Source organism: Clostridioides sp. LIBA-2809, from assembly GCF_056688965.1.
This window is the reverse complement of record NZ_CP197004.1, coordinates 1,579,414-1,600,613: the sequence shown is the minus strand read 5'-3', so window position 1 is coordinate 1,600,613 and position 21,200 is coordinate 1,579,414. Positions and strand designations below refer to the sequence as shown.

The 21,200-nt window shown below is 28.0% G+C and carries 22 protein-coding genes and 1 other annotated feature; of the genes, 4 read left to right on the top strand and 18 right to left on the bottom strand.

Features of this window, described 5'->3' with window-relative positions; genetic code table 11:
* Positions 1 to 37: 37 nt before the first annotated feature.
* The 6 genes from ACTG44_RS07695 to ACTG44_RS07670 all read right to left on the bottom strand — a co-directional run bounded on the left by ACTG44_RS07695 (position 38) and on the right by ACTG44_RS07670 (position 7,520).
* The gene (locus ACTG44_RS07695; protein ID WP_479921540.1) at positions 38 to 1,312 is read right to left on the bottom strand and encodes a 4Fe-4S dicluster domain-containing protein; all 1,275 of its coding nucleotides are present in this window, start codon (positions 1,310 to 1,312) and stop codon (positions 38 to 40) included.
* A gap of 233 nt (positions 1,313 to 1,545) precedes the next feature.
* Complete coding sequence (locus ACTG44_RS07690) at positions 1,546 to 4,107, bottom strand: ABC transporter permease (RefSeq protein WP_479921539.1); 2,562 nt, start codon at positions 4,105 to 4,107, stop codon at positions 1,546 to 1,548.
* The gene (locus ACTG44_RS07685; RefSeq protein ID WP_479918517.1) at positions 4,108 to 4,785 is read right to left on the bottom strand and encodes an ABC transporter ATP-binding protein; all 678 of its coding nucleotides are present in this window, start codon (positions 4,783 to 4,785) and stop codon (positions 4,108 to 4,110) included.
* A 79-nt stretch (positions 4,786 to 4,864) separates the two neighbouring features.
* Positions 4,865 to 6,115: a sensor histidine kinase gene (locus ACTG44_RS07680; RefSeq protein ID WP_479918516.1), complete on the bottom strand. Its 1,251-nt coding sequence runs from the start codon at positions 6,113 to 6,115 to the stop codon at positions 4,865 to 4,867.
* Positions 6,102 to 6,827 carry a response regulator transcription factor gene (locus tag ACTG44_RS07675; RefSeq protein WP_479921538.1) on the bottom strand — a complete coding sequence of 242 codons (726 nt, stop codon included), beginning with the start codon at positions 6,825 to 6,827 and terminating at the stop codon, positions 6,102 to 6,104. Before ACTG44_RS07675 ends, ACTG44_RS07680 begins: the two co-directional genes overlap by 14 nt.
* 246 nt (positions 6,828 to 7,073) lie before the next feature.
* Positions 7,074 to 7,520 (bottom strand): hypothetical protein, encoded by a 447-nt coding sequence (locus ACTG44_RS07670; RefSeq protein WP_021384216.1) that lies wholly within the window; start codon positions 7,518 to 7,520, stop codon positions 7,074 to 7,076.
* 190 nt (positions 7,521 to 7,710) lie between these two features.
* On the opposite strand from ACTG44_RS07670, the gene ACTG44_RS07665 reads away from it, so the two are divergent.
* The 3 genes from ACTG44_RS07665 (at position 7,711) to ACTG44_RS07655 (ending at position 9,779) form a co-directional block, all read left to right on the top strand.
* Entirely contained in the window at positions 7,711 to 8,100 is a 390-nt protein-coding gene (locus ACTG44_RS07665) for a GntR family transcriptional regulator (protein WP_021384190.1), read from the top strand.
* Entirely contained in the window at positions 8,093 to 9,184 is a 1,092-nt protein-coding gene (locus ACTG44_RS07660) for a DUF5808 domain-containing protein (RefSeq protein ID WP_479921537.1), read from the top strand. Before ACTG44_RS07665 ends, ACTG44_RS07660 begins: the two co-directional genes overlap by 8 nt.
* Positions 9,185 to 9,302: 118 nt before the next feature.
* Entirely contained in the window at positions 9,303 to 9,779 is a 477-nt protein-coding gene (locus tag ACTG44_RS07655; RefSeq protein WP_021384205.1) for an HD domain-containing protein, read from the top strand.
* A 119-nt stretch (positions 9,780 to 9,898) separates the two neighbouring features.
* Here the strand turns inward: ACTG44_RS07655 and ACTG44_RS07650 are convergent, their stop codons facing one another.
* A complete protein-coding gene (locus ACTG44_RS07650; protein WP_479921536.1) occupies positions 9,899 to 10,450 on the bottom strand; it encodes a tryptophan transporter in 552 nt (183 codons plus the stop codon).
* Positions 10,451 to 10,618: 168 nt separating this feature from the next.
* Positions 10,619 to 10,885 (bottom strand) — a binding site (T-box leader).
* A gap of 142 nt (positions 10,886 to 11,027) precedes the next feature.
* Between ACTG44_RS07650 and ACTG44_RS07645 the strand changes: the two genes are divergently transcribed.
* Positions 11,028 to 11,495: a pyridoxamine 5'-phosphate oxidase family protein gene (locus ACTG44_RS07645; protein WP_021384199.1), complete on the top strand. Its 468-nt coding sequence runs from the start codon at positions 11,028 to 11,030 to the stop codon at positions 11,493 to 11,495.
* A 64-nt stretch (positions 11,496 to 11,559) separates the two neighbouring features.
* Here ACTG44_RS07645 and ACTG44_RS07640 read toward each other — a convergent pair whose 3' ends face one another.
* The 11 genes from ACTG44_RS07640 to ACTG44_RS07590 all read right to left on the bottom strand — a co-directional run bounded on the left by ACTG44_RS07640 (position 11,560) and on the right by ACTG44_RS07590 (position 21,197).
* Positions 11,560 to 12,132 carry a flavodoxin family protein gene (locus tag ACTG44_RS07640; protein ID WP_479921535.1) on the bottom strand — a complete coding sequence of 191 codons (573 nt, stop codon included), beginning with the start codon at positions 12,130 to 12,132 and terminating at the stop codon, positions 11,560 to 11,562.
* A 71-nt stretch (positions 12,133 to 12,203) separates the two neighbouring features.
* The gene (locus tag ACTG44_RS07635; RefSeq protein ID WP_479921534.1) at positions 12,204 to 13,301 is read right to left on the bottom strand and encodes a Nif3-like dinuclear metal center hexameric protein; all 1,098 of its coding nucleotides are present in this window, start codon (positions 13,299 to 13,301) and stop codon (positions 12,204 to 12,206) included.
* A gap of 13 nt (positions 13,302 to 13,314) precedes the next feature.
* Positions 13,315 to 14,004: a tRNA (adenine(22)-N(1))-methyltransferase gene (locus ACTG44_RS07630; protein WP_479918510.1), complete on the bottom strand. Its 690-nt coding sequence runs from the start codon at positions 14,002 to 14,004 to the stop codon at positions 13,315 to 13,317.
* Positions 14,005 to 14,169: 165 nt separating this feature from the next.
* Positions 14,170 to 15,336, bottom strand: coding sequence for an RNA polymerase sigma factor RpoD (gene rpoD / locus ACTG44_RS07625; RefSeq protein WP_021384218.1), 1,167 nt, complete (start codon positions 15,334 to 15,336; stop codon positions 14,170 to 14,172).
* Positions 15,337 to 15,353: 17 nt separating this feature from the next.
* Entirely contained in the window at positions 15,354 to 17,180 is a 1,827-nt protein-coding gene (gene dnaG / locus ACTG44_RS07620) for a DNA primase (protein WP_021384207.1), read from the bottom strand.
* A gap of 222 nt (positions 17,181 to 17,402) precedes the next feature.
* Positions 17,403 to 18,188 carry a 3-deoxy-7-phosphoheptulonate synthase gene (gene aroF / locus ACTG44_RS07615; protein ID WP_021384224.1) on the bottom strand — a complete coding sequence of 262 codons (786 nt, stop codon included), beginning with the start codon at positions 18,186 to 18,188 and terminating at the stop codon, positions 17,403 to 17,405.
* Positions 18,169 to 18,675 carry a 2-amino-4-hydroxy-6-hydroxymethyldihydropteridine diphosphokinase gene (gene folK / locus ACTG44_RS07610; RefSeq protein ID WP_479921533.1) on the bottom strand — a complete coding sequence of 169 codons (507 nt, stop codon included), beginning with the start codon at positions 18,673 to 18,675 and terminating at the stop codon, positions 18,169 to 18,171. Before folK ends, aroF begins: the two co-directional genes overlap by 20 nt.
* Positions 18,668 to 19,033, bottom strand: coding sequence for a dihydroneopterin aldolase (gene folB, locus ACTG44_RS07605; protein ID WP_021384220.1), 366 nt, complete (start codon positions 19,031 to 19,033; stop codon positions 18,668 to 18,670). The genes folK and folB overlap by 8 nt, the downstream gene beginning before the upstream one ends.
* Positions 19,034 to 19,043: 10 nt before the next feature.
* Entirely contained in the window at positions 19,044 to 19,835 is a 792-nt protein-coding gene (folP, locus tag ACTG44_RS07600; protein ID WP_479921532.1) for a dihydropteroate synthase, read from the bottom strand.
* Between the two features lie 62 nt (positions 19,836 to 19,897).
* Positions 19,898 to 20,470 carry a GTP cyclohydrolase I FolE gene (gene folE / locus ACTG44_RS07595; protein ID WP_021384210.1) on the bottom strand — a complete coding sequence of 191 codons (573 nt, stop codon included), beginning with the start codon at positions 20,468 to 20,470 and terminating at the stop codon, positions 19,898 to 19,900.
* A gap of 25 nt (positions 20,471 to 20,495) precedes the next feature.
* On the bottom strand, positions 20,496 to 21,197 hold the full coding sequence (locus ACTG44_RS07590; RefSeq protein ID WP_021384176.1) for a hypothetical protein: 702 nt from the start codon (positions 21,195 to 21,197) through the stop codon (positions 20,496 to 20,498).
* Between the last annotated feature and the right edge of the window lie 3 nt (positions 21,198 to 21,200).

Below are 21,200 nucleotides of genomic sequence, written 5' to 3'. Positions count from 1 at the left end.
ATTTAAGTAATATTACTTAAATATAGCCCTATTTTATCTATTTATCATTCATACTTAACAATTTATCCAAATATACTGACTTTAATTGTTTGCTGGCTAAAACTTTTTTAGCTGGTTCAAGTTTTAATATAGCTGATAGTATAGCTCCCATAGCTCTATGACTCGCTAATGCATTGTTATCAAAAATTAGATTTTGTAATTGTCCTTTTTCAATTGCCATTAGAACTGCTCTATGTACTGAGTTTGCTGGAGTTATTATCTTTTCATCTCTCTTTAATAGCATAATACTATTTTTATGACAATTTCTAACGCAAACTCCACAACCTAGGCATCTATCCTCATCAATTTTTATATATTCTTTATCATTTTCCTTGACCTTGCTTATTGCATCTATTGGACATGCAGATATACATTTACCACATTTTACACAACTTTCATGGTTTATATTTGGTATAAAGCTAGTAGTCTGTACTGGATGAAGGTTTCCAAATCTTTTAGCTGCTACTAATGCCTCGCAACAACAGCCACAACAATTACATATGAATGTAACTCCTTTTCTAACATTTTCTCCACATTGAACTAAGTTATGCTCATATGCTTGATGAAGTAGCTCTTTACATTCTACTTTATCTACACGTCTTGCAAATTTGTTATTTATTAAAGAATTTGCTACGTTGTCAAATGTCATACATATATCCATAGGAGCATCACAAGCCTTACCAACATGTTGCATTCTATGTCTACAGTAGCACATACTTACACCTATATGAGTCGATGTATCAATTATATGAGTGGCTCTTTCATAATCTAAAATACTAACTTCATTATCATTAGTTAAAACTTCCTCTTGAACATACACTCTTCCAAGCTTTGTTTCCGTTGAATAAAATAAATCTTTTATAAAATCTTCTTCTACATTCATATATTGATAGTAAAGTTCTGCTAAAAGTTTTTGGTCTATATCATGTCTTGTTCTCATCATAGCAAACTCAAAAAAGCCAGCCATTGGAGGAGGCATTATATATTTTTTTCCTTTATTATCTTCTATATCTAGTATCAGAGCCTTACTTGCAAGTTTATCTAATACTCTATATGCTTCACTTTCACTTACACTCCAGATTTTAGCTGCTGTTTTTACTCTAAAAGGCTTTATTGGAAGCTGAGCTACTAATTTGGCTTCTTGTTCTGTATATAATACATTTAGTATTTTGTATAATGTATCTGATGGTGGAGCACCTTGTGGAAACTTGTTTATTCTTTCCTCTAAACTTTTATACATGTTCTTCGCAGTTATATGAGAAATAGTAATCACCTTCTTTTTCTTTTGTTTTCCAATAAAATCAAATATTTATACTTATTTATAAATACTTTATCTAAACCCTTACTTTATATAATACCAATTCTTTCTAAATAGTTAAATACCTCTAGTAATTTATTTATTAGATTTCTTATATAAATAAAAAATCGTTTATTTAGTATAATAATAGTTTATACCAATTAAACGATTTTAATAATATTTTATATAAATAAAAATTACTTTTATATTTAGATACTTTCTCTTCTTATATTATCTATTATATTTTCTTTGTTCAATTTATTCATTGGTATATAAGCTGCTATAAAAGTTATTATAAAAACACTTACTATACATATAGCTATTGCTGCCCATGGTATAACAGGAGAAAACTCAAGCACACCTGAAATAAGTTTATTCATAACTAGAGTCATACCAATACCAATTGGTATTCCAAATAATAAAGATAATATACCATATATAAAACTTTCTAAATATATCATTTTCCTAAATCCTTTAGGAGTAACCCCTATAGATTGTATTATCGCAAGTTCTCTTTTTCTTAGATTTATACTTGTACTTACTGTATTTAGTATATTTGTAACACTTACTAGAGATATAACTGCTATAAAGCCATATACAAATATTTTGACAACCTTTAGATTTTGTTTCTCTTCTTCACTTCTTCCACTTTCATCATGGAAGTTAAAATTATTTTTATCAGCTAAAGATTCTACTCTCTTCTTAGTCTGAACATCTCCTTCTGAATCTATAAATATAAGACTTCTATTTAATTTTAAACCTAAATTTTTAGCAACTTCATCATAAGTTATAAATTGCAAGCCCATATTTTGATAACCCATTCCTAGACGTTCTTCATCAGTTATAGCAAGAATTTTAATCTTCATTTTTTTACTTGAACCATTGTCATCAAGATATTCACAATTTACTGTATCTCCAACTTTGTAATTAGTTAACTCTACTATACCTTTCTTACCACTGGATTCAAAGTAACTTTTTCTAACTAGAATCACACCATTTTCTTTAATTGCTTTTTCCTTATCAAAAGAACCTTTTATTAAATTATTTGTTTTATTTTTTATTGAAAATTCTCCTGGAAACCTTAATTCATTATTTATAAAGTCGTATTCATAACTATCTCCATTCTTATACTGTTCACAATAATCCTTAATTAAATCTTCATTGGATTTATTTATTTTATTTTCACTTACTCTTATAGACATAGACTGACCTGTTGCTAATTCAAAGTTTTTTATTCCAGGAATCTCCTGTAATGTACTTATAACATCATCAATAGGTCTAGCTGTACCCTTTGCAGTTAAATATAAATCATAGTTTTTTTGAGAATTTCTAATTTCTTCACCTCTTAATAAAAGTAATGTAAATCCACTAAAAGATATAAAAATTATTATACTTATCATTAAAGAAAAAAGGGTTACTATGAATTTTTTTCTATTTCTTCTCATATTTTTATATGCAAGTACTCCTTCAGTCTTAAAAATCAGTTTAATAAGTTTTGAGTCTTTGACTTTTCGTACTTTATAGTCTCCACTGTTTTTAATTATATCAAGTGGAGAAATATTAGAAGCTGCTATTGCAGGTAATAGAATTGATATAAATATTGTAAATAAAACTATTATTATACTAACAATAATTATTATTGGGTTATACACTATTTGTAAACTCATCTGTGTAACAATCGATTCTGTAAAATACCTATTTATAGTTTTAAATAATAAGTCTATAGCTATTGTTCCAGATATTAGCCCTATTGGTATTCCAATTAAACTAATTATAATACCTTCTATAAAGACCAACTTTTTAATTTGGCTAGATGTAGTACCTATAGAATTTAATATTCCAAACTGTTTTTTTCGTTCAATTATAGAAATGCTAAAAGAGTTATATACTGTAGCAATAGTACATATAACTACTAAAATAGTCACTACTGCAATTATAGACTTTATAGAGCTATTTATGTTTGCGTACTTACTAGCACCTTGTAATCTTAATAAATGTTCATTGTATTTTACCATATCAGAAACTGATTCTTCATCTTTATTTGGATATATGTTTTTGCTTATTTTTTTACTTATTTTATATACATCTTTAGGATTTTCTACTGTTACTGAGATGTTCATTGTGCCATTGTAATTAACTGCAGGATTAAAGTAAGTTATAGCAGTTGTAATTTCATCATAAAGCTCAAATCCAGGTTTTTTAATTATACCAACAAGTTTAAAAGTTCTTTCCTTTTCGTTCGCTATATAATCACCCTCATGAAATACCATGTTATCAATCTTTTTCTTATTTGAGTCAAACATGTCTCCTACTTTTAAGGTTATCTCATCTCCTATTTTTAATTTATCATCCATAAGATTAATAACATTTTCACTTAGAACAATTTCTCCAACCTTAGATGGCAATCTACCTTCTTCTATAGAAATTTTATATCCATCCATAGCATTTTTATCATACTGTTTTATACTTAATATAGCATTTTCACTATTTTCTAATTTAGAATATCCAATTTGCTTAGTAAATGCATGTTTTTCTATTTCAGCTGATTTTGTTACATATTCCATATCTTTTTTATTTACATCATTGAATGTAACATGAAAACTTCCATCATTCTTTATAGTTTCTCTTACTTGATAATCCATGAAACTTTCAAATATATTTCCTATGCCACAGATTAAAGCTGTTGAAAGTATTATCCCAATTATAGTTACAATAGTTCTTCTTTTATTTTGTTTTAAGTATCTAATAGTTAGTGATGTATATAAGTTCATCTACATCACCTCATCACTTTTTATAATTCCATCTTCTATACCTATAATTCTGTCGGCTTGAAGTGCTATGTCTTTGTCATGAGTTATCATTATTAGAGTCTGATTGTATTTCTTTACTGATAATTTTAATAATTCTAGTATTTCTTTCGAGTTTTTACTATCTAAATTACCTGTTGGTTCATCTGCTAATACTATAGAAGGTCTATTAATCAAAGCACGTCCTATAGAAGTTCTTTGTTGCTGACCTCCTGATAACTGGTTTGGAAGATGCTTTTCTCTATCATTTAGACCTAGTGTTTTCATCAAATCATTTAAATATTCTTTGTCGATATCTCTATTGTCAAGTTCTGCTGGAAGCAATATATTTTCCTTTACAGTTAAGACTGGAATTAAGTTATAAAATTGATATATAAGACCTATATTTCTTCTTCTAAATATTGCTAAATCTTTGATTTTCAAATTATAGATATCCACATCATTTATATAAACTTTACCACTAGTAGGTCTATCAACACCTCCTAGCAAATGTAATAATGTACTTTTACCACTTCCACTTGGCCCTGTTATTGCTATAAACTCACCTTTTTCAATTGATAGGCTTACATTTTTTATAGCATCAACTTTTGTTTCATTTTTACCATAACTTTTAGTTAGATTTTCTACTCTTAAAATTTCCATGGCTACCTCCAATATTTATATTCTATACTTCATATATTAGACTTTAGCTATTACTACAAAGTGAATTAAATATTACAGATTAGTCACTATTATCAGCATACATTTTATGAAATATTATATGGAATTCTGTACCTTTGCCCTTTTCACTATTTACATAGATATCTCCATTTTGACTTTCTATTATTGATTTTGACATTGCAAGACCTATACCTACACTATCCTCTTTTGAACTACTTCTTCCTCTATAAAATCGTTTAAATATATGTGGTATATCTTTTTTATCTATTCCCTCGCCATCATCTTTTATTATTAGTTCAGAAAATAATGGATTTTCTTTATATGTCATACTTATATTTCCAAATTCAGGAGTATGTTCTATACAATTTTTAATTATATTCACTAATGCTTCCACAGACCAATCAATATCGCCAATATAGGATACATTATCGTTTCCTTCTATAGTTAATTTTTGATTTTTAGTTTCCATAGGTATTTTCATTGGTTGCATTGCTCTATGTATAAGTTCACTAAATTTTATCTTATCTTTTTTAAACTTTATCACTTTTGCTTCTACTTTTGATAGTTTAAGCATGCTTTTAATTAGCCAATCCATCCTATTTAACTGATTCTTTATCTTATCTAAGAAATCTATTTTTACTTCGTATGGTACATCATTATATAACAAGTCATTCAACATTATTAAAGAAGTCATAGGAGTTTTTAATTGGTGTGATATGTCAGAAATTGTATTATTTAAAAATATTTTTTCTGATTTCAAAAGTTCAACCTTTTCATTAAGAATTGTCGTCATCTTTAATAGTTCAGTTTTTAAAAGACCTACCTGACCTTCTTGATTTTTATTTTTCATATCAAATGCTTTTCCTTCTGAACTATAGTAAACATACTTAGTCATATCTGATAAATCATTGTACATTACCTTAAAATAACTAGCAATCAATATAAATATTAGAATAAATATTATGCATACCAAGATTATATTTGTTTTTATAGTCTCTAAAACTAATTTAGAAATTATAGGCTCAGAGTTTATTTTAATAGATTTATCGTAATTATACTTACTTAATATTTTCTCTCCATAGTCTATATTTCTTATAGATTTTCCTTGAGTTATTATATCCACTATCTCTCTTTCTAAATTTGGATATTTGCTAGACAGTGTTCCTATTATCGCTTGATTATTTTTTACAATCATACCTTTAGTTATATCCATATTGATTATGCTAAACCCAATAGATATAGTAATAGCAACAAACATCAAAACAATATACTTACTTAAAAACCTCTTCACTTCTGGATTATATAGAAACATTATTTTCACTTCCTATCCATTTATAACCAAGGCCTCTTACAGTTTCTATGTAGATTGGCTCACATAAGTCATCACCTATTTTTTCTCTAAGTCGTTTTATATAAACAGTTAGAGTATTATCATTTACAAAATCATACGTTACATCCCAAAGTTTTTCCAATATTTGAGTTCTGCTTAAAACTGTATTTTTGTTCTGTATAAGAATTAGAAGAAGTTTATATTCAACTGATGTCAGAAATATTTCTTTTTCATTTTTATATACTCTAGCTTCTAATGTATATATACTTAAATCTCCAAATTTGAGCATTTTCTTAGCTTCTTCTAAAGTATTACCTTTTCTTCTTAAAACAGCTTTTATTCTAGATATTAATTCTCTAATTCTAAAAGGCTTTGTTATATAATCATCTCCACCCATATCAAGACCCATTACAATATTTACTTCTTCATCACAAGCAGTCAAAAATATTATCGGAATTTGAGAGAATTCTCTTGTATATTGACACAATTCATAACCAGTTCCATCTGGTAATGTCACATCCAAAAGTATCATGCTATATTCATTAGAAGAAATCATTTCTTTTCCACTTGATAAATTCTTTGCTATATCTACACTAAATCCTTCTTGCTCTAAGGCATATTTTATTCCAAAAGATATGGTACTATCATCTTCAACTATCAATAACTTTAACATAGCTATTTCCTTTCTTTCCATTTTGATTTTAAATTATTTACCTATACAGTTTTTATTATACACAAATACCTTATATACTAAAATATATCTATAATTACAAAATAGTCACAAAGAGTTGTTAAAACTTATAGAAACAAAAATGTAAGTTGTTACTTAACTCACTTAAGAATAATACCTAGTTCTTCAAGTTAAGCTACAACTTACATTTTAGAAACCTTATGTTAAATAATCTAACATAACTATTTGTTTAACAATTTAGAATATAATTTATTCTTCATCATACTTTTTGTATTCTTCTTCTTTGTAAATATTATCTTTTTTATCATCTTCATGTAAATCAATATCAGTCTTTACATCTTTAACACTATTTACATATTGCATCATTTCTTCCTGAGAAACATGTGGACAATTTTCACAGTTTATTCTTCTTGAATTAAATTCTTTTACCTTTTTTTTTAGTTCTTCATACTCATAATCCTGTTTATTATCTCTACAGTTACAGTCATAATCAAATTCGTCATACTTATAGTCATCATAATCACTGTTTCCATAATAATTTGTATCAACCATTTGAGAATTAGATTTACGATTTTTTACCATCTTATATACAGCATATGCACCCACACCTGTAAGAACTGCTCCTGTAAACATCATTGGTTTACTCATTCCATCATCTTTTTTATGCATTTGTCTTTTAATTAAATATGTTAACATATTTTTTCTCCTTTCTAATTTTTATTTCTATCTATAGATAGTATCTGTATTATTTTGATAAAAATTATGTTATTTTTAAATTACAATTTTTACAAAATATAAATTTATATTTTGTGTTTGACATTATTTTTTATGTTATACTATATATATAACAATCGTTTTCATTTATAAAGCATAATGGAGGTCTTTTATGGTTTTAAATTTAGATTTTAATAGTGATAAATCTATTTATGTACAAATTAAAGAAGAAATAACTAAAGCTATAGCTTCGGGAGAATTGAAAATAAACGAATCACTTCCATCTGTAAGAAGTATGGCTGAAAATATTGGTGTAAATTTGCATACAGTAAATAAGTCTTATAATGAGTTAAAAGAAGAAGGCTTCTTAAATATTGATAGAAGAAAAGGTGCTATTGTTGCTGAATTACCAATAAAAGCTGCAAATCCAACTCGTCAAAAAAATAAGCTTGACTTAGAACTTCTAGTAGCAAAATCTTATTTATCAGGTATCAGCAAAGAAGAATTTTTATCACTAAGTTCAAATTTATTTGACAAATACGAGGTGAAATATCATGAGTAAGATTGAATGTTTATTTACAATATTTCCAGTTTTAATTTTGATGTATGCTTCATTTTATTTCATGCCTTATTTAGTAGGTAAAAAACATATTTATGGAGTTTCTATAGACCAAGAACACAAAAACTATACTAACTTTATAATGTTGGATAAGAAGTTTAAAAAACTTTTATCTTTAGGTTTTATTATGGACTTTATATTAATTTTTATCCTAGTTCTTGCATTTAATAAACTGGAACTTTCTTATTTTATTGGTATAATGGGATTTTTATTATATGAAAGTCTATTATATATTTATACTCATAATAAAGCTAAAAAGTTTAAATCAGAAATTTATTCTACAGAAGGTCATATAGATATAGATTCAAAGTTAATAGTAGATATGGATTTCTTAAATAAAAAAAATAAAATAATAAAAAGGTTTAAAATATTATATTTAATACCAATACTACTTGCTTTTGGAATGAGTCTTTTTATAGTATTTAATTATAATCAACTGCCAGACTTAATTGCTATCAATTGGACTATAAATGGAACTCCTAATTCTTTTATGGAAAAATCATATTTTAATGTTTTTAAATTAATAGGCACTGCATTTTGTTTAATCATTTTATTGTATATAACTTCTATTGGTTCTATAAAGTCAAGAATTAAAATAGATTCAAATAAAATTGAAGAAAGTCGAGCTGAAAACATTAAATATCTAAACAAAATTGGTTATTTATTTTTGATATTGATGATTTTAATGACAATACAACTTTTTACTGCTTTTTTATCAATAAAAACAAATTTATCAACTGCTATAATTATAGTAACATTTTTAGTTATAATTTATTTAATAATAACATATATTAAGTCTCCAAATTTAAAGTCTAACTCGTCCTATTCTCCAGAAGATGATGAAAAACATTGGATAGCAGGCATTATATATAATAATCCAAACGACCCATCATTAATGGTTGATAAGAGATTTGGTATTGGGTATACTGTAAATTTTGGAAATCCTATTGGAAAAATAATATATATTGCTATAGCTTTACTTTTAATTTTTTCATTGTTTAGCCTAATAAAATCTCTTTTACTTTAAATACCATAAAAGGTATCTTACTTGTATTATTGGGTATTATATTTTGTAGGATAAGAAATATTTCATATTATCATTGAAATATAGTATTTATATATTACTAGAAATGGAGATTTGCATAATGTTGTCAAAAGCTGAAATCAAATACTTTAATGAATGTGCTTCTGAAATACTTTCTTCAGAACAAGTACAACTTATGAGAACATTTCCTCATCATGGCAATGTTTCATGTCTTGAACATAGTTTATCAGTAGCATATTATAGTTATCTATTATGTAAAAAATTGCACCTAAATGTTGATATTCAAAGTGTTATTAGAGGAGCTTTATTACACGACTTTTTCCTTTATGACTGGCATTACAAAGGGGATAGAAAAGGATTACACGGATTTACTCATCCTAAAGAAGCACTAAAAAATGCAAATTTATTTTTTCAAATAAATGAAATGGAAACTGATATCATTTTAAAACATATGTGGCCGCTTACTATTAAGCCACCTAAATACAAAGAAGCATTAATTGTATGTTTGTTAGATAAATTTTGCTGTTTGGTTGAGACTTTAAAGATACATTCTTTATTATCTCCTTATCATGTATAAGATAGTGTTTAATATTGTTAAAATTAACAAACAAAGAGGTATTAAGTATTAAATTTTACTTGATACCTCTTTACTATTTCATTATTTATTTTTTTAAATATCATTGTAAGTCATAATATTTAACCTTGATAACTTACCCTTCTTATAGACATACTTACTACCTTAAATAACAGTAAACCAGCTATTAAATTTATTAGTATTGCTGGTACTACTGCAACCATAAACAATGCCATAAATGAACCTCCAGGAAGACCTACTATTATTTGAGCAAACAGTAAAAATGCAGTTCCACTCACAATAGTTCCTATTGGAAATATTATTGTAGCTACTATTAAGTCTTGCTTTTTATTACTTAAGTTTTTCATAAATGGTAATTTATAAATTACATACATTATCATGAACATTATATTTATTGTAATAGTTTTATCAAGTATGTTTGGAATCTGACCACCTGGAAATTTAGTTGTTAGTGCTGCAAATATTCCTGTCACAATTCCTGCTACTAGACAAATCTTATAATCCTCTTTATTTAATATCATTATTATAAACATCATTGCTAGTGATATATCTGGTTGCATTGGAAGTCCTATAGCAGGTGTAAGTTGATGTATTAGTAATCCCATAGCTAAAAGTATTGCATTTAAAGTTAATTTTTTTGTATTCGTTTTCATTGTAATAATTCTCCCTAATTTTATTAATATTTATTTTATTTTTTTGCCAATTTTCTAAATCATCCTCTTTAGCTTTGAAAGTTCATAACATCTTTTTCACCACCTTTTTCTGAAATTTATATATTTTCTTTTAAGAGTTTTTGTAAAATAAAAAACTCCGTCCTAAATCAATAGGACGGAGATTATCCGCGTTGCCACCTAAATTATATAAAAAATAAACCCTAAGTTTAATTCTTATACATCTCATTATCAGGTACTTACATACCCTATTCGCTGTAACGTGCGACTGACGATAAAGTCTACTTTCATAATAATATGATTTCAATTCACTCCTCTAAGGTCCATTCACTATATCCCTTCTTGCTAAGATTCCACCCTCCTCAGCTCTCTATGTTGAAGCTAAACATAATTACTCTTCCTTGTCATAGGATTTTTAATTTGCTGTTGCTATTATAATATTCTAAATTTTTATAATTGTCAACTCTAATTTTTATTTTAAATTTGTAAAAAGGATAGCATAATCTTTATAAATGTTTTAAAATTTAATTTAATAATCAAAATTAGAAAGGATGATATTATGTTTAGAGAAATGAGATTGAAAAAGAGAGAAATGACAAAAGAAGATACTGTAGAAGTATTAAAAAATGGTGAATTTGGTACTTTTTCTACTATATCTGAAAATGGCTATCCTTATGGAGTTGCTGTAAACTATGTGTACCTTAATGATTCTATTTACTTCCATTGTGCAAGAAATGGTCATAAATTAGATAATATATCAAACAACAATAAAGTTTCTTTTTTAGTAGTTGCTAATGAAAATGTTATTCCAGACAAATTTAGCACTACATATTCTAGTGCTGTGGTATTTGGAAAAGCTTCAACTGTAGAAGGTGAGGAAAAGAAAAATGCTCTTGTAGAAATCATAAAAAAATATTCTAAAGGATTTTTTGAAGAGGGCATGAAATACATAGAGAAAGATATAAATTTAACAACTGTAGTTAAAATAGAAATTGACCATATTTCTGGTAAAGCTTCACGCTTATAATAAATACATTAATATACCTAAAAGTAGCTATACAGCCACTTTTAGGTACTTTAATTTGATATTCTTATACACTCAATCTTTTTAGATAATCTTTTATACCAAGCTTAACATCATCACTTGGTCTTATATCAGAGTTATCTCCTGCTATATGTAGTATTCCATATGCTGGATTGTCTCCTCTTACTGTACATGGAACTGATAAAAGAGTCATTCCCATATGTTGGGCAAATGTATTCATTGCTTGTAAAGAAAGTTCTCCTCCTCCATGTTGTGAACCTGCTGTGGCAAAACAACCAAATATTTTTCCACTCAAAGGAGCACCTACCCAAATATCAGAAAAGCTATCCATAAACATCTTCATTGGACCAGATACATTTCCATAGTATGTTGGTGAGCCCATAAATATAGCATCATAATCTAGCAATTCTTTTCCAGATTTAATTGTATTTATATTCTCAAACTCATCTTTATATTCTTTTGAATTTATTAAATAATACTGAAGAAGTGTTTTTGCAACCTCATCACTTACTTTAAACATATCTACTTCTATATTCATTTCTTCAAGTACTTCTTTGTATGTTCTTGCTAATAAATATGTACTTCCACAAACACTATGAAAAATTACTGCTACTTTCATCTTTATCCCCCTAATTAAATTCAAATTTATTTTTTGTATAGTATTTTTTATAATAAAATACTACTAAATGACTAAATGATACTAAATGGATTCAAATATACATCACTTTTTATTACTTCTATTTCATTAAATTCATCCAAAAATCTCTTCATAACGTTTTTAAATATATCTTCTGTATCAAAATGCCCACAGTCTACTATACACATTCCTATATCAAGTGCATCTTGTGCCTCATGATACTTTACATCTCCTGTTATTAAGACTTCTGCTCCTTGTCTCTTAGCTTTTTTTACAAACTCTGAACCAGCCCCTGTTACAACTGCTACTTTCGTTATATTTGTATTAAGATTTCCAACCACTCTGATATGTTTCATATTTAATTTCTCTTTTATTTTATTTGAAAGATTTTCTAATGTCATACTTTCATCAAGTCTACTTACTCTACCTAAGCCAAATGTCTTGCCTTTATTTTCTAGCTTGTACAAATCATATGCAACTTCTTCATAAGGATGTGCATCCAACATGGAACTTATTACCCCTCCTAAAAGCTTCTGTGGCACCACAGTTTCAATTTTAACCTCATTTACTACTTCTATATCATTTATGCTTCCAAGAAACGGATTAGAGCCTTTTAATGGTTTAAATTGACCTTCACCTTCTATTGAAAATGTACAATCACTATAATTTCCTATATGACCTGCTCCTGAATTACTTAAAACGCTTTTCAATTCATCTGAATAATTACATGGTACATATACTGCGAGTTTATATAAAATCTCGCTTTCTGTTATATCTAAAACCTTTGAGTTACCAAATTCCATAATTTCCATAAAATAGTCATTTAAACCATCAAATGCTATGTCAAAGTTAGTGTGCATAGAATAAAGTGCTATATCATTTTTAATAAGTTTTTGTATAAGTCTACCTTTTAAATCTGCACTATTAATCTTATTGATTTTTCCAAATATAAAAGGATGATGTGTCACAATTAAATCTATGTTTTTTGAGATAGCTTCATCAATAACATTTTCATTAGCTTCCAAAGATACTAATACTTTTTTTACATCTACATCAAAATCTCCAACTATAAGACCTACATTATCCCAATCTTCAGCTAAGCTTAGAGGATACTTTTTTTCAATTTTTCTAGTTAGACTCTTTAATAACATACATACCTCCAATTTATTTTATTAAATTTTCAAGTTTTTTTATTGCAGTTTTACTCTCTTCCCTTTTTTTATCTATTACTTCCCCACTCATTCCTTCTAGCTTATTAACTATAGCACTATATGTCTTTATCTTTTTTTCTATAAATTCATTAAAAAGAGAGTCTTTATTTTCTAAAAGTTTTATTCCAGTTTCAAAGTATATCTCATCTTCTATTATAGTATTTTTGCCTGTGTATTTGGCAACTATTATTTCATATATCCTAAAATCTTCTCTTACCAAAACTTCATCTAAGATTTCATAACCATTATTCAAAAGATAACGTCTAAGTTCTTCTTGTGCTTGCATAGGCTGTAGTATAAATTTTTCTACATTATGTGCTACTTGTTTTTTAGCTTCAAGAAGTTCACTTATCAAAATTCCACCCATTCCAGCAATTATTACTTCTTCTATTTCCCCTATTTCAAGAACCTCTATACCAGAACCCAATCGTAAATCAACCTTATCTAAAAGATTGTTCTGTATGACCTCTTTACGTGCATTGTCAAGAGGTCCTTTATTAACATCTGCCAATACTGCAAACGGCACTCTTCCCTCTTTTAACAAATATACTGGTATATACCCATGGTCAGTTCCTATATCAGCTATTTTTTTACCATATGATATCAATGATGCTATTTTTAATAATCTATCTGTTAATTTCAAATATATATCTCCTTTCAATTTTCCTTGATTTATAGGCCTTATAGTAAGTCATAAGTATTAAATTAAGGTTACTATAAAAAATAAAATTAAATCTCTACTACAAAATAGCCATGAGATATCACTTATCCCATGGCCTTTATACAAAAACATTAATGATGTATCTTTTTAATCTAAATAATCTCTAAGTTTTTTTGATCTACTTGGATGTCTTAATTTTCTTAGTGCTTTTGCTTCTATCTGTCTTATTCTTTCTCTAGTTACATCGAACTCTTTTCCAACTTCTTCAAGAGTTCTAGCCCTACCATCTTCAAGACCAAATCTAAGTTTTAATACTTTTTGCTCTCTATCATTTAATGAGCCAAGTACATCTTCTATTTGTTCTTTTAGTAAAGAATATGCTGCTGCCTCTGCTGGGGCTGGAGCATCATCATCTGGAATAAAGTCGCCTAAATGGCTATCCTCTTCTTCTCCTATTGGAGTTTCTAAAGATACTGGGTCCTGAGCTATTTTCATTATTTCCCTTACTTTATCTTCTGTCATTTCCATTTCTTTTGCAATTTCTTCTGGTTTTGGGTCCCTTCCAAGCTCTTGAAGTAGTTGTCTTGATACCCTTATTAGCTTATTTATAGTCTCTACCATGTGAACTGGTATTCTTATAGTTCTAGCTTGGTCTGCGATGGCACGTGTTATGGCTTGTCTTATCCACCATGTTGCATAAGTACTAAACTTATATCCTTTTGTATAGTCAAATTTTTCGACTGCTTTTATAAGACCTAAATTTCCCTCTTGTATTAAATCTAAGAAAAGCATACCTCTTCCAACATATCTTTTTGCTATACTTACAACCAATCTTAAGTTTGCCTCAACTAATCTTTGTTTGGCTATCTCATCACCTTCGTGCATTCTCCTAGCAAATTCTACTTCCTCATGTGGTTTAAGTAGAGGAATTTTTCCTATTTCTTTTAAGTACATTCTAACAGGGTCATCTATACTTATCCCTTTTGGTAAAGATAAATCCACAGTTTCTATTTCTATTGCAGAAGAGTCTTCATGTGAAATTGCTTCTGTATCTTCATCTAGGTTGCTTATACTCAAATCATCATCAGTAGCCGAAAAATCTATATCAGCTTTATAGTTTTTTGTTTCTGTTATTTCTATTCCCAGATTACCTAAAGTCTCATAAAGATTTTCTACTTGGTCCTTATCAAGTTCAGTCTCCGAAAAAGCTTCCATTATCTCTGCAAGTGTTAATGAACCTTGCTTTTTTCCTTTTTCTATTAATGTCTTAGCAGTGACTTTTTTTAACTCTTTTTTATTCGATTTATTTTCCACACTCAAACCTCCTTTCTCTACAAGCTCTTTAAAATTTTATTTATATCAACTATTTTTAAAGCGATTTCCATAACTCTACCATCTACCTCTTTCATATCATTATTATTTTCTAATTCTTGTTGTTCTCTCAACAAGCTGTTAATTTGTTCTTCTAATGAATTTTTTCGGATATTTGTTATTATTCCTTCTATTTCTTTTGTGTTCTCTAAGTTTATACTATTCAAAGAAATTGAATTTAATTCTTTTAAGTATTCTTCGGATATGTTTAAACTTTTCAATTTGTCAATAGTTATTTTGTCCAATTCTTGATTTTTAATCATGTAATTTAAAATTTCTTTACTTTCTTTCAGTAAAAAATCACTTTCTTCTACTTTTAGTAACGCTATTTCTCTAATTTTTTTATCTTCTAACATTATTTTTATTAGAGTCTCTTCAACTAATTGTTTTCCATCTTGTCTGACTTCGACTTTTTCAATTATTTTTTCTTCTGCTTTCTTTTGATTTTTGTTATTATATGGCTTATTATAATTTTTACCATATACTTCTCTCTTTATAGACTCGACATTAATATCTATTTGATTGCTTAAATACTTTGTATAAAAATCAATTTCAACAGGACTTGTCAATTGTTTTATAATTTTAGAAGCTTCTTTTGCGAACTTCACTCGTTCTTCATCTTTTTGAATATTAAATTCTTTTTTAAGATGATCTATTTTATATTTTATGTAGTGAGTAGAAACATCCATAGCTTTTCTATAATCATTAAGTCCATATTTTCTTACAAATTCATCTGGGTCTTTCGCATCTTTTAAATCCAACACTTTTACATTAATACCTAATTTAGTAAGTATATCTATAGCTCTTAAAGTCGCTTTTATTCCTGGTTCATCAGAATCATAAGATATAATAGCAGTGTCCGCATATCTCTTTATTAAAATACCTTGTTGTTCAGTCAAGGCTGTTCCAAGGGTTGCTACTACATTTCTTATACCATACTGATAAAGCGAAATTAAATCCATATATCCTTCAACTAAGACTATAGTTTTACTCTCTAAATTCTTTCTAGCAAAGTTTAATCCATATAAGTTCTGTTTTTTATTAAAAATTATTGTGTCTGGAGAATTTAAGTATTTTGGTAAAGAATCATCTAATACTCTTCCCCCAAATCCTATTATATTTCCTCTATAGTCGAATATAGGAAACATAACTCTATTTCTAAATTTATCATAGCAATTAGTTCCATCTCTGTTTTTTGCAATTAGACCGCACTCCAACAAATCTTGCTTTTTATATCCTTTGCTGATTAGAGTGTTCATAAGTGAATTCCATGAATCCAAAGAAAATCCTAAACCAAATTTCTTAATAATTTTATCATCTAGTCCTCTTATTCTTAAATATTCATACCCAAGATTCTTACTTCCCAACAAGTTTGAAAGATAAAATCTAGCTGCTTCTGTGTGAATATCTTGAAATTTTTTGGATTTTTCTATTTTAATCCTAGTCTCTTCATTCATGTTAGTGTTAATTTCTATACCGCATTTATTCGCTAAAATTTTTACAGCATCCATAAAATCTAAATTTTCCATTTTCATGACAAAATTTATCACATCTCCACCTTCTCCACATCCAAAACATTTATAAATTTGTTTTGATGTATTTATATAGAAAGATGGTGTCTTTTCACCATGAAATGGACATAATCCTTTATAATTGGCTCCAGATTGTTTTATATTCATATATTCAGATATTATACTTGCTATATCGCATCTAGCCTTTATTTCTTCAATAATGTCTTTTATATCATTCATATTATCACCTTCTGGTGTAATTTTTTGTGTTAACATTTCTATTCTACACTATATTCTAAATTTGTCAATCACTCAATATACAGAATTCGACTTTTTTTATTGATATCCTTCTTATTAATCAAAAAATTTTTATTTTTTATATTAATTATATCAATATTAAGTCTTTATTTATATCAAATGGTCTAACTATTAAATTCCATATAACTTATAAATTCATCTCAATAACCATTACGAATAAAAAAGAGGCTCTTGCCTCTTTTAATAATTATTAATTGATTTCATTAAATCTTCAAACTCATTAAAACAAAGAGATTGAGCACCATCTGATAGAGCATTTTCTGGGTCAGGATGCACTTCTACCATTATTCCATCAGCTCCACATGCAAGTGATGCCATTGACATAGGTTTTATCAAGTATCTAATTCCAGTAGCATGACTTGGGTCTACCACAACAGGGAGACCTGTTTCTTTTTGAATAATTGGTACAGCAGCTAAATCTAATGTATTTCTAGTATAATCATTATATGTTCTTATGCCTCTCTCACACATTATAATATTACTATTTCCTTCTATTGCTATATATTCTGCAGCGCCTATCCATTCAGTAATTGTTGATGCTATTCCTCTTTTTAACATAATAGGTTTGTTTTGTTTTCCTACTTCACTTAAAAGTGTAAAGTTTTGCATATTTCTTGAGCCAATTTGAATTATATCACTTATACTGTACAGTTCATCCATATCTCTTACATCCATAAGCTCTGTAATAACAGCTATACCAACCTCTTTTTTAACTGCTTTTAATATTTCAAGACCTTCTTTTTTTAATCCTTGAAATGAGTTTGGCGATGTTCTTGGCTTATATGCTCCACCTCTTAAAATATTTGCACCATGACTTTTTACAAATTTAGCAGTCATTAAAAGTTGCTCATAACTCTCTATTGCACATGGTCCAGCTATTATAAGTTTGTCCTTTTTTACAACTATTTCTTTATTATTTGTACTTATCTCTATTTTTGAATTACCATTAAATAGGTTTTCTTTCATAACCTACAAGCTCCTTTACTTCTTCTCTTTCTTCAGCAGATAGGAGGTTTAAATGTTCTTTTATTGATTTTTCATTTATTAGAAGTTCTTCATTTAAATCCATAAGTGGTATCAAAACGAAAGCTCTGTCTTGAATCCTTGGATGAGGTATTAGTAGTTTTTCATCAGTGGATACTATATCATTAAAAAATAGTATATCTACATCTATAGTTCTTGGACCCCAGTGAACTATTCTCTCTCTGTGTAGCTCTTTCTCTATTCCTTGACAATATTCTAACAGCTCATACGGTTCAAACTCTGTTTCTATTTCTACGCACATATTTAGAAAATCTGCTTGTTCTGTATATCCCCATGGTTTTGTTTCATATAACTTTGATTCTTTTACTTTATATATAGAATCACTCTTTCTTAAAAGCTCACATGCCACTGACAAATTATTAAATCTATCACCTACATTAGTACCTATTCCCAAATAAGCCTTATTCATCTCTTGTTCTCCTTATCTCGACACCAAAATAGTCATAAATTCCATTTACAGGAGCTTCAGGCTTTCTGACCCTAACCATAACTCCATTTATAAGCATAAATTTGTTTAAGACCTCTCCAGCAATGTTCTCTGCCAAAGCCTCCAAAAGATTAAATTGTTTATTTTCAGTAATATCCTTAACAACACTGTAAACTTCAGCATAGTTTACAGATTTATTTATATCATCACTAAGTCCAGCTTCTTTTGAGTCAACATAAAGCTCCATGTCGATAAAAAATTTCTGACCTAGAAAATTTTCTTCTTTAAGCACACCATGATATCCATAGAATCCTAGATTACTAAGTAATATTTTATCCATTATATCACACCTACTTTCTATATATTGCATCAGTCATTTTAGCTGCCATTAGGTTTTCATAAACATCATGTACCCTAACTATATCTACACCATCTCTTATACCAAGCACAGTAGTAGCTATTGTACCTTCCAACCTTTTTTTTGGTTCAACTGGAAGTACTTTTCCTATTACCGATTTTCTAGATGTTCCAAGTAAAATAGGATATCCTAAGTCTTTCAATTCACTTAGCCTTCTTAATACTTCAATATTTTGTTCAAAATCCTTACCAAATCCTATTCCTGGGTCAAGTACTATTTTTTCTTTTTTTACTCCACAGCTAATTGCCATTTCTATGCTTTCTTCAAAAAAGTCTTTTATTGACTCCATTATATCTTTGTTATAGTTTGTCCCAACTTGATTATGCATTATACACACTTCTGCATCATATTTACCTATTACAGAAGCCATATTTTTATCTTTTCTAAGACCCCAAACATCATTTACCATAGTGACACCTAATTTTAGTGCTTCTTCTGCAACATCTGCCTTATAAGTATCTATTGATATTGGTATATCTAATTCTTGTTTAAGTTTCTTTATTACAGGGATTACTCTTCTTAGTTCTTCATCTGAGTCTACATAACTATGACCTGGACGTGTAGATTCTCCTCCTAGGTCTATTATATCAGCACCTTGGTCAACCATATCTTTTGCATGTTTTATTGCTATATCTAAGTTATTAAAATCTCCTCCATCTGAGAAACTATCTGGAGTTACATTTAATATTCCCATTATATAAGTTCTTTTACCATAATCAAACACAATTACTGACACTCCCTTAGATTAAATTTTATATCTCAATAAATGATTATATGAAACGGCTACTACTTCATAGTAATCAGACTCATAGCCTCAGCTCTAGATGCAATGTCCTTTTCAAATATACCTCTTACTGCTGATGTAACAGTTTTTGAACCTGGCTTTTTTACACCCCTCATCGTCATGCACATATGCTCTGCTTCCACTACAACTAAAACACCATAAGGTTGTAACTCTTCCATTATTATATCTGCAGCATTTTTAGTAATTCTTTCTTGTAATTGTGGTCTTTTGGCCAACGTATCTATTACTCTAGCAAGTTTAGAAAGACCTGTCAGTCTTCCTCCTTTTGGTAAATAAGCAATATGAGCTTTTCCAAAAAAAGGAACTAAGTGATGTTCACAGCATGAATAAAATGGAATATCTTTTACCAATACTAATTCCTCATGTTTTTCATCTGCAAAAAGGACTTTTAAATGGTCTCTTGGTTCTTCACCAAGACCAGAAAATATCTCTTCATACATTCTAGCAACCCTATTTGGAGTCTCGATTAGACCTTCTCTATCTGGGTCTTCTCCAATTGCCTCTAATATTTCTCTCACTGCATGTTGTATCTTTTCTTTATCAACTTTATTCATTTAAACTCCCCCCATTGATTTGCGACTAAAAGATTAGTTTTATAATCTCTTTTGTCTCAATTTCTTTAAAAATATAATTATAAACATCTAAAAGTTTTTGATAGTCATAATTTTCACTTACCATTGATACTAGTTCAAAAAGTTCATTATTTTCTTCTTTCAAAACTTTTAGTAATTTTTTATCTTTTGGTACCCAATTATCATTTATATTAAAGTACCCAATTATTATATCTTTTAAATATAAATTCGTCAAAAAATGATATTCAAAAACATTAAATCTTTCTTTATTTTTTAAATTTGATATTTTCCCTCCAATATCTTGTTTTAAAAAGGACTTTTCTTCTAGTGACATTTTATTAGGCCCCTTTAAGTAAATATCTCTACTTATATCTTTTATAGTCTTTGATATATTCTCCTCATCAAATAGGACTTTGGCGTCTTTCATCTCTTTAATAAAAAAATACTCCCTATCTGATAATAATTTTTTCACACCATCTTTTGAAAAATAGTTTATGTCAAATTCTATTCCCTTTTTTTCAAACAGTACTCGCTCTTGTTTTTCCCCTTTTTTTACAAAAACGAATACATCAATATCATTTATTTCTACATCATGAAGAGTAAAATCTAAGTCTTTACTAGAACCAACCAAAAATACTGCTGAAGTATTTGGATTTTCTATTATCTTTGTTATCTCTTCACTATATACTTTATAAATACAACTTATCATTTT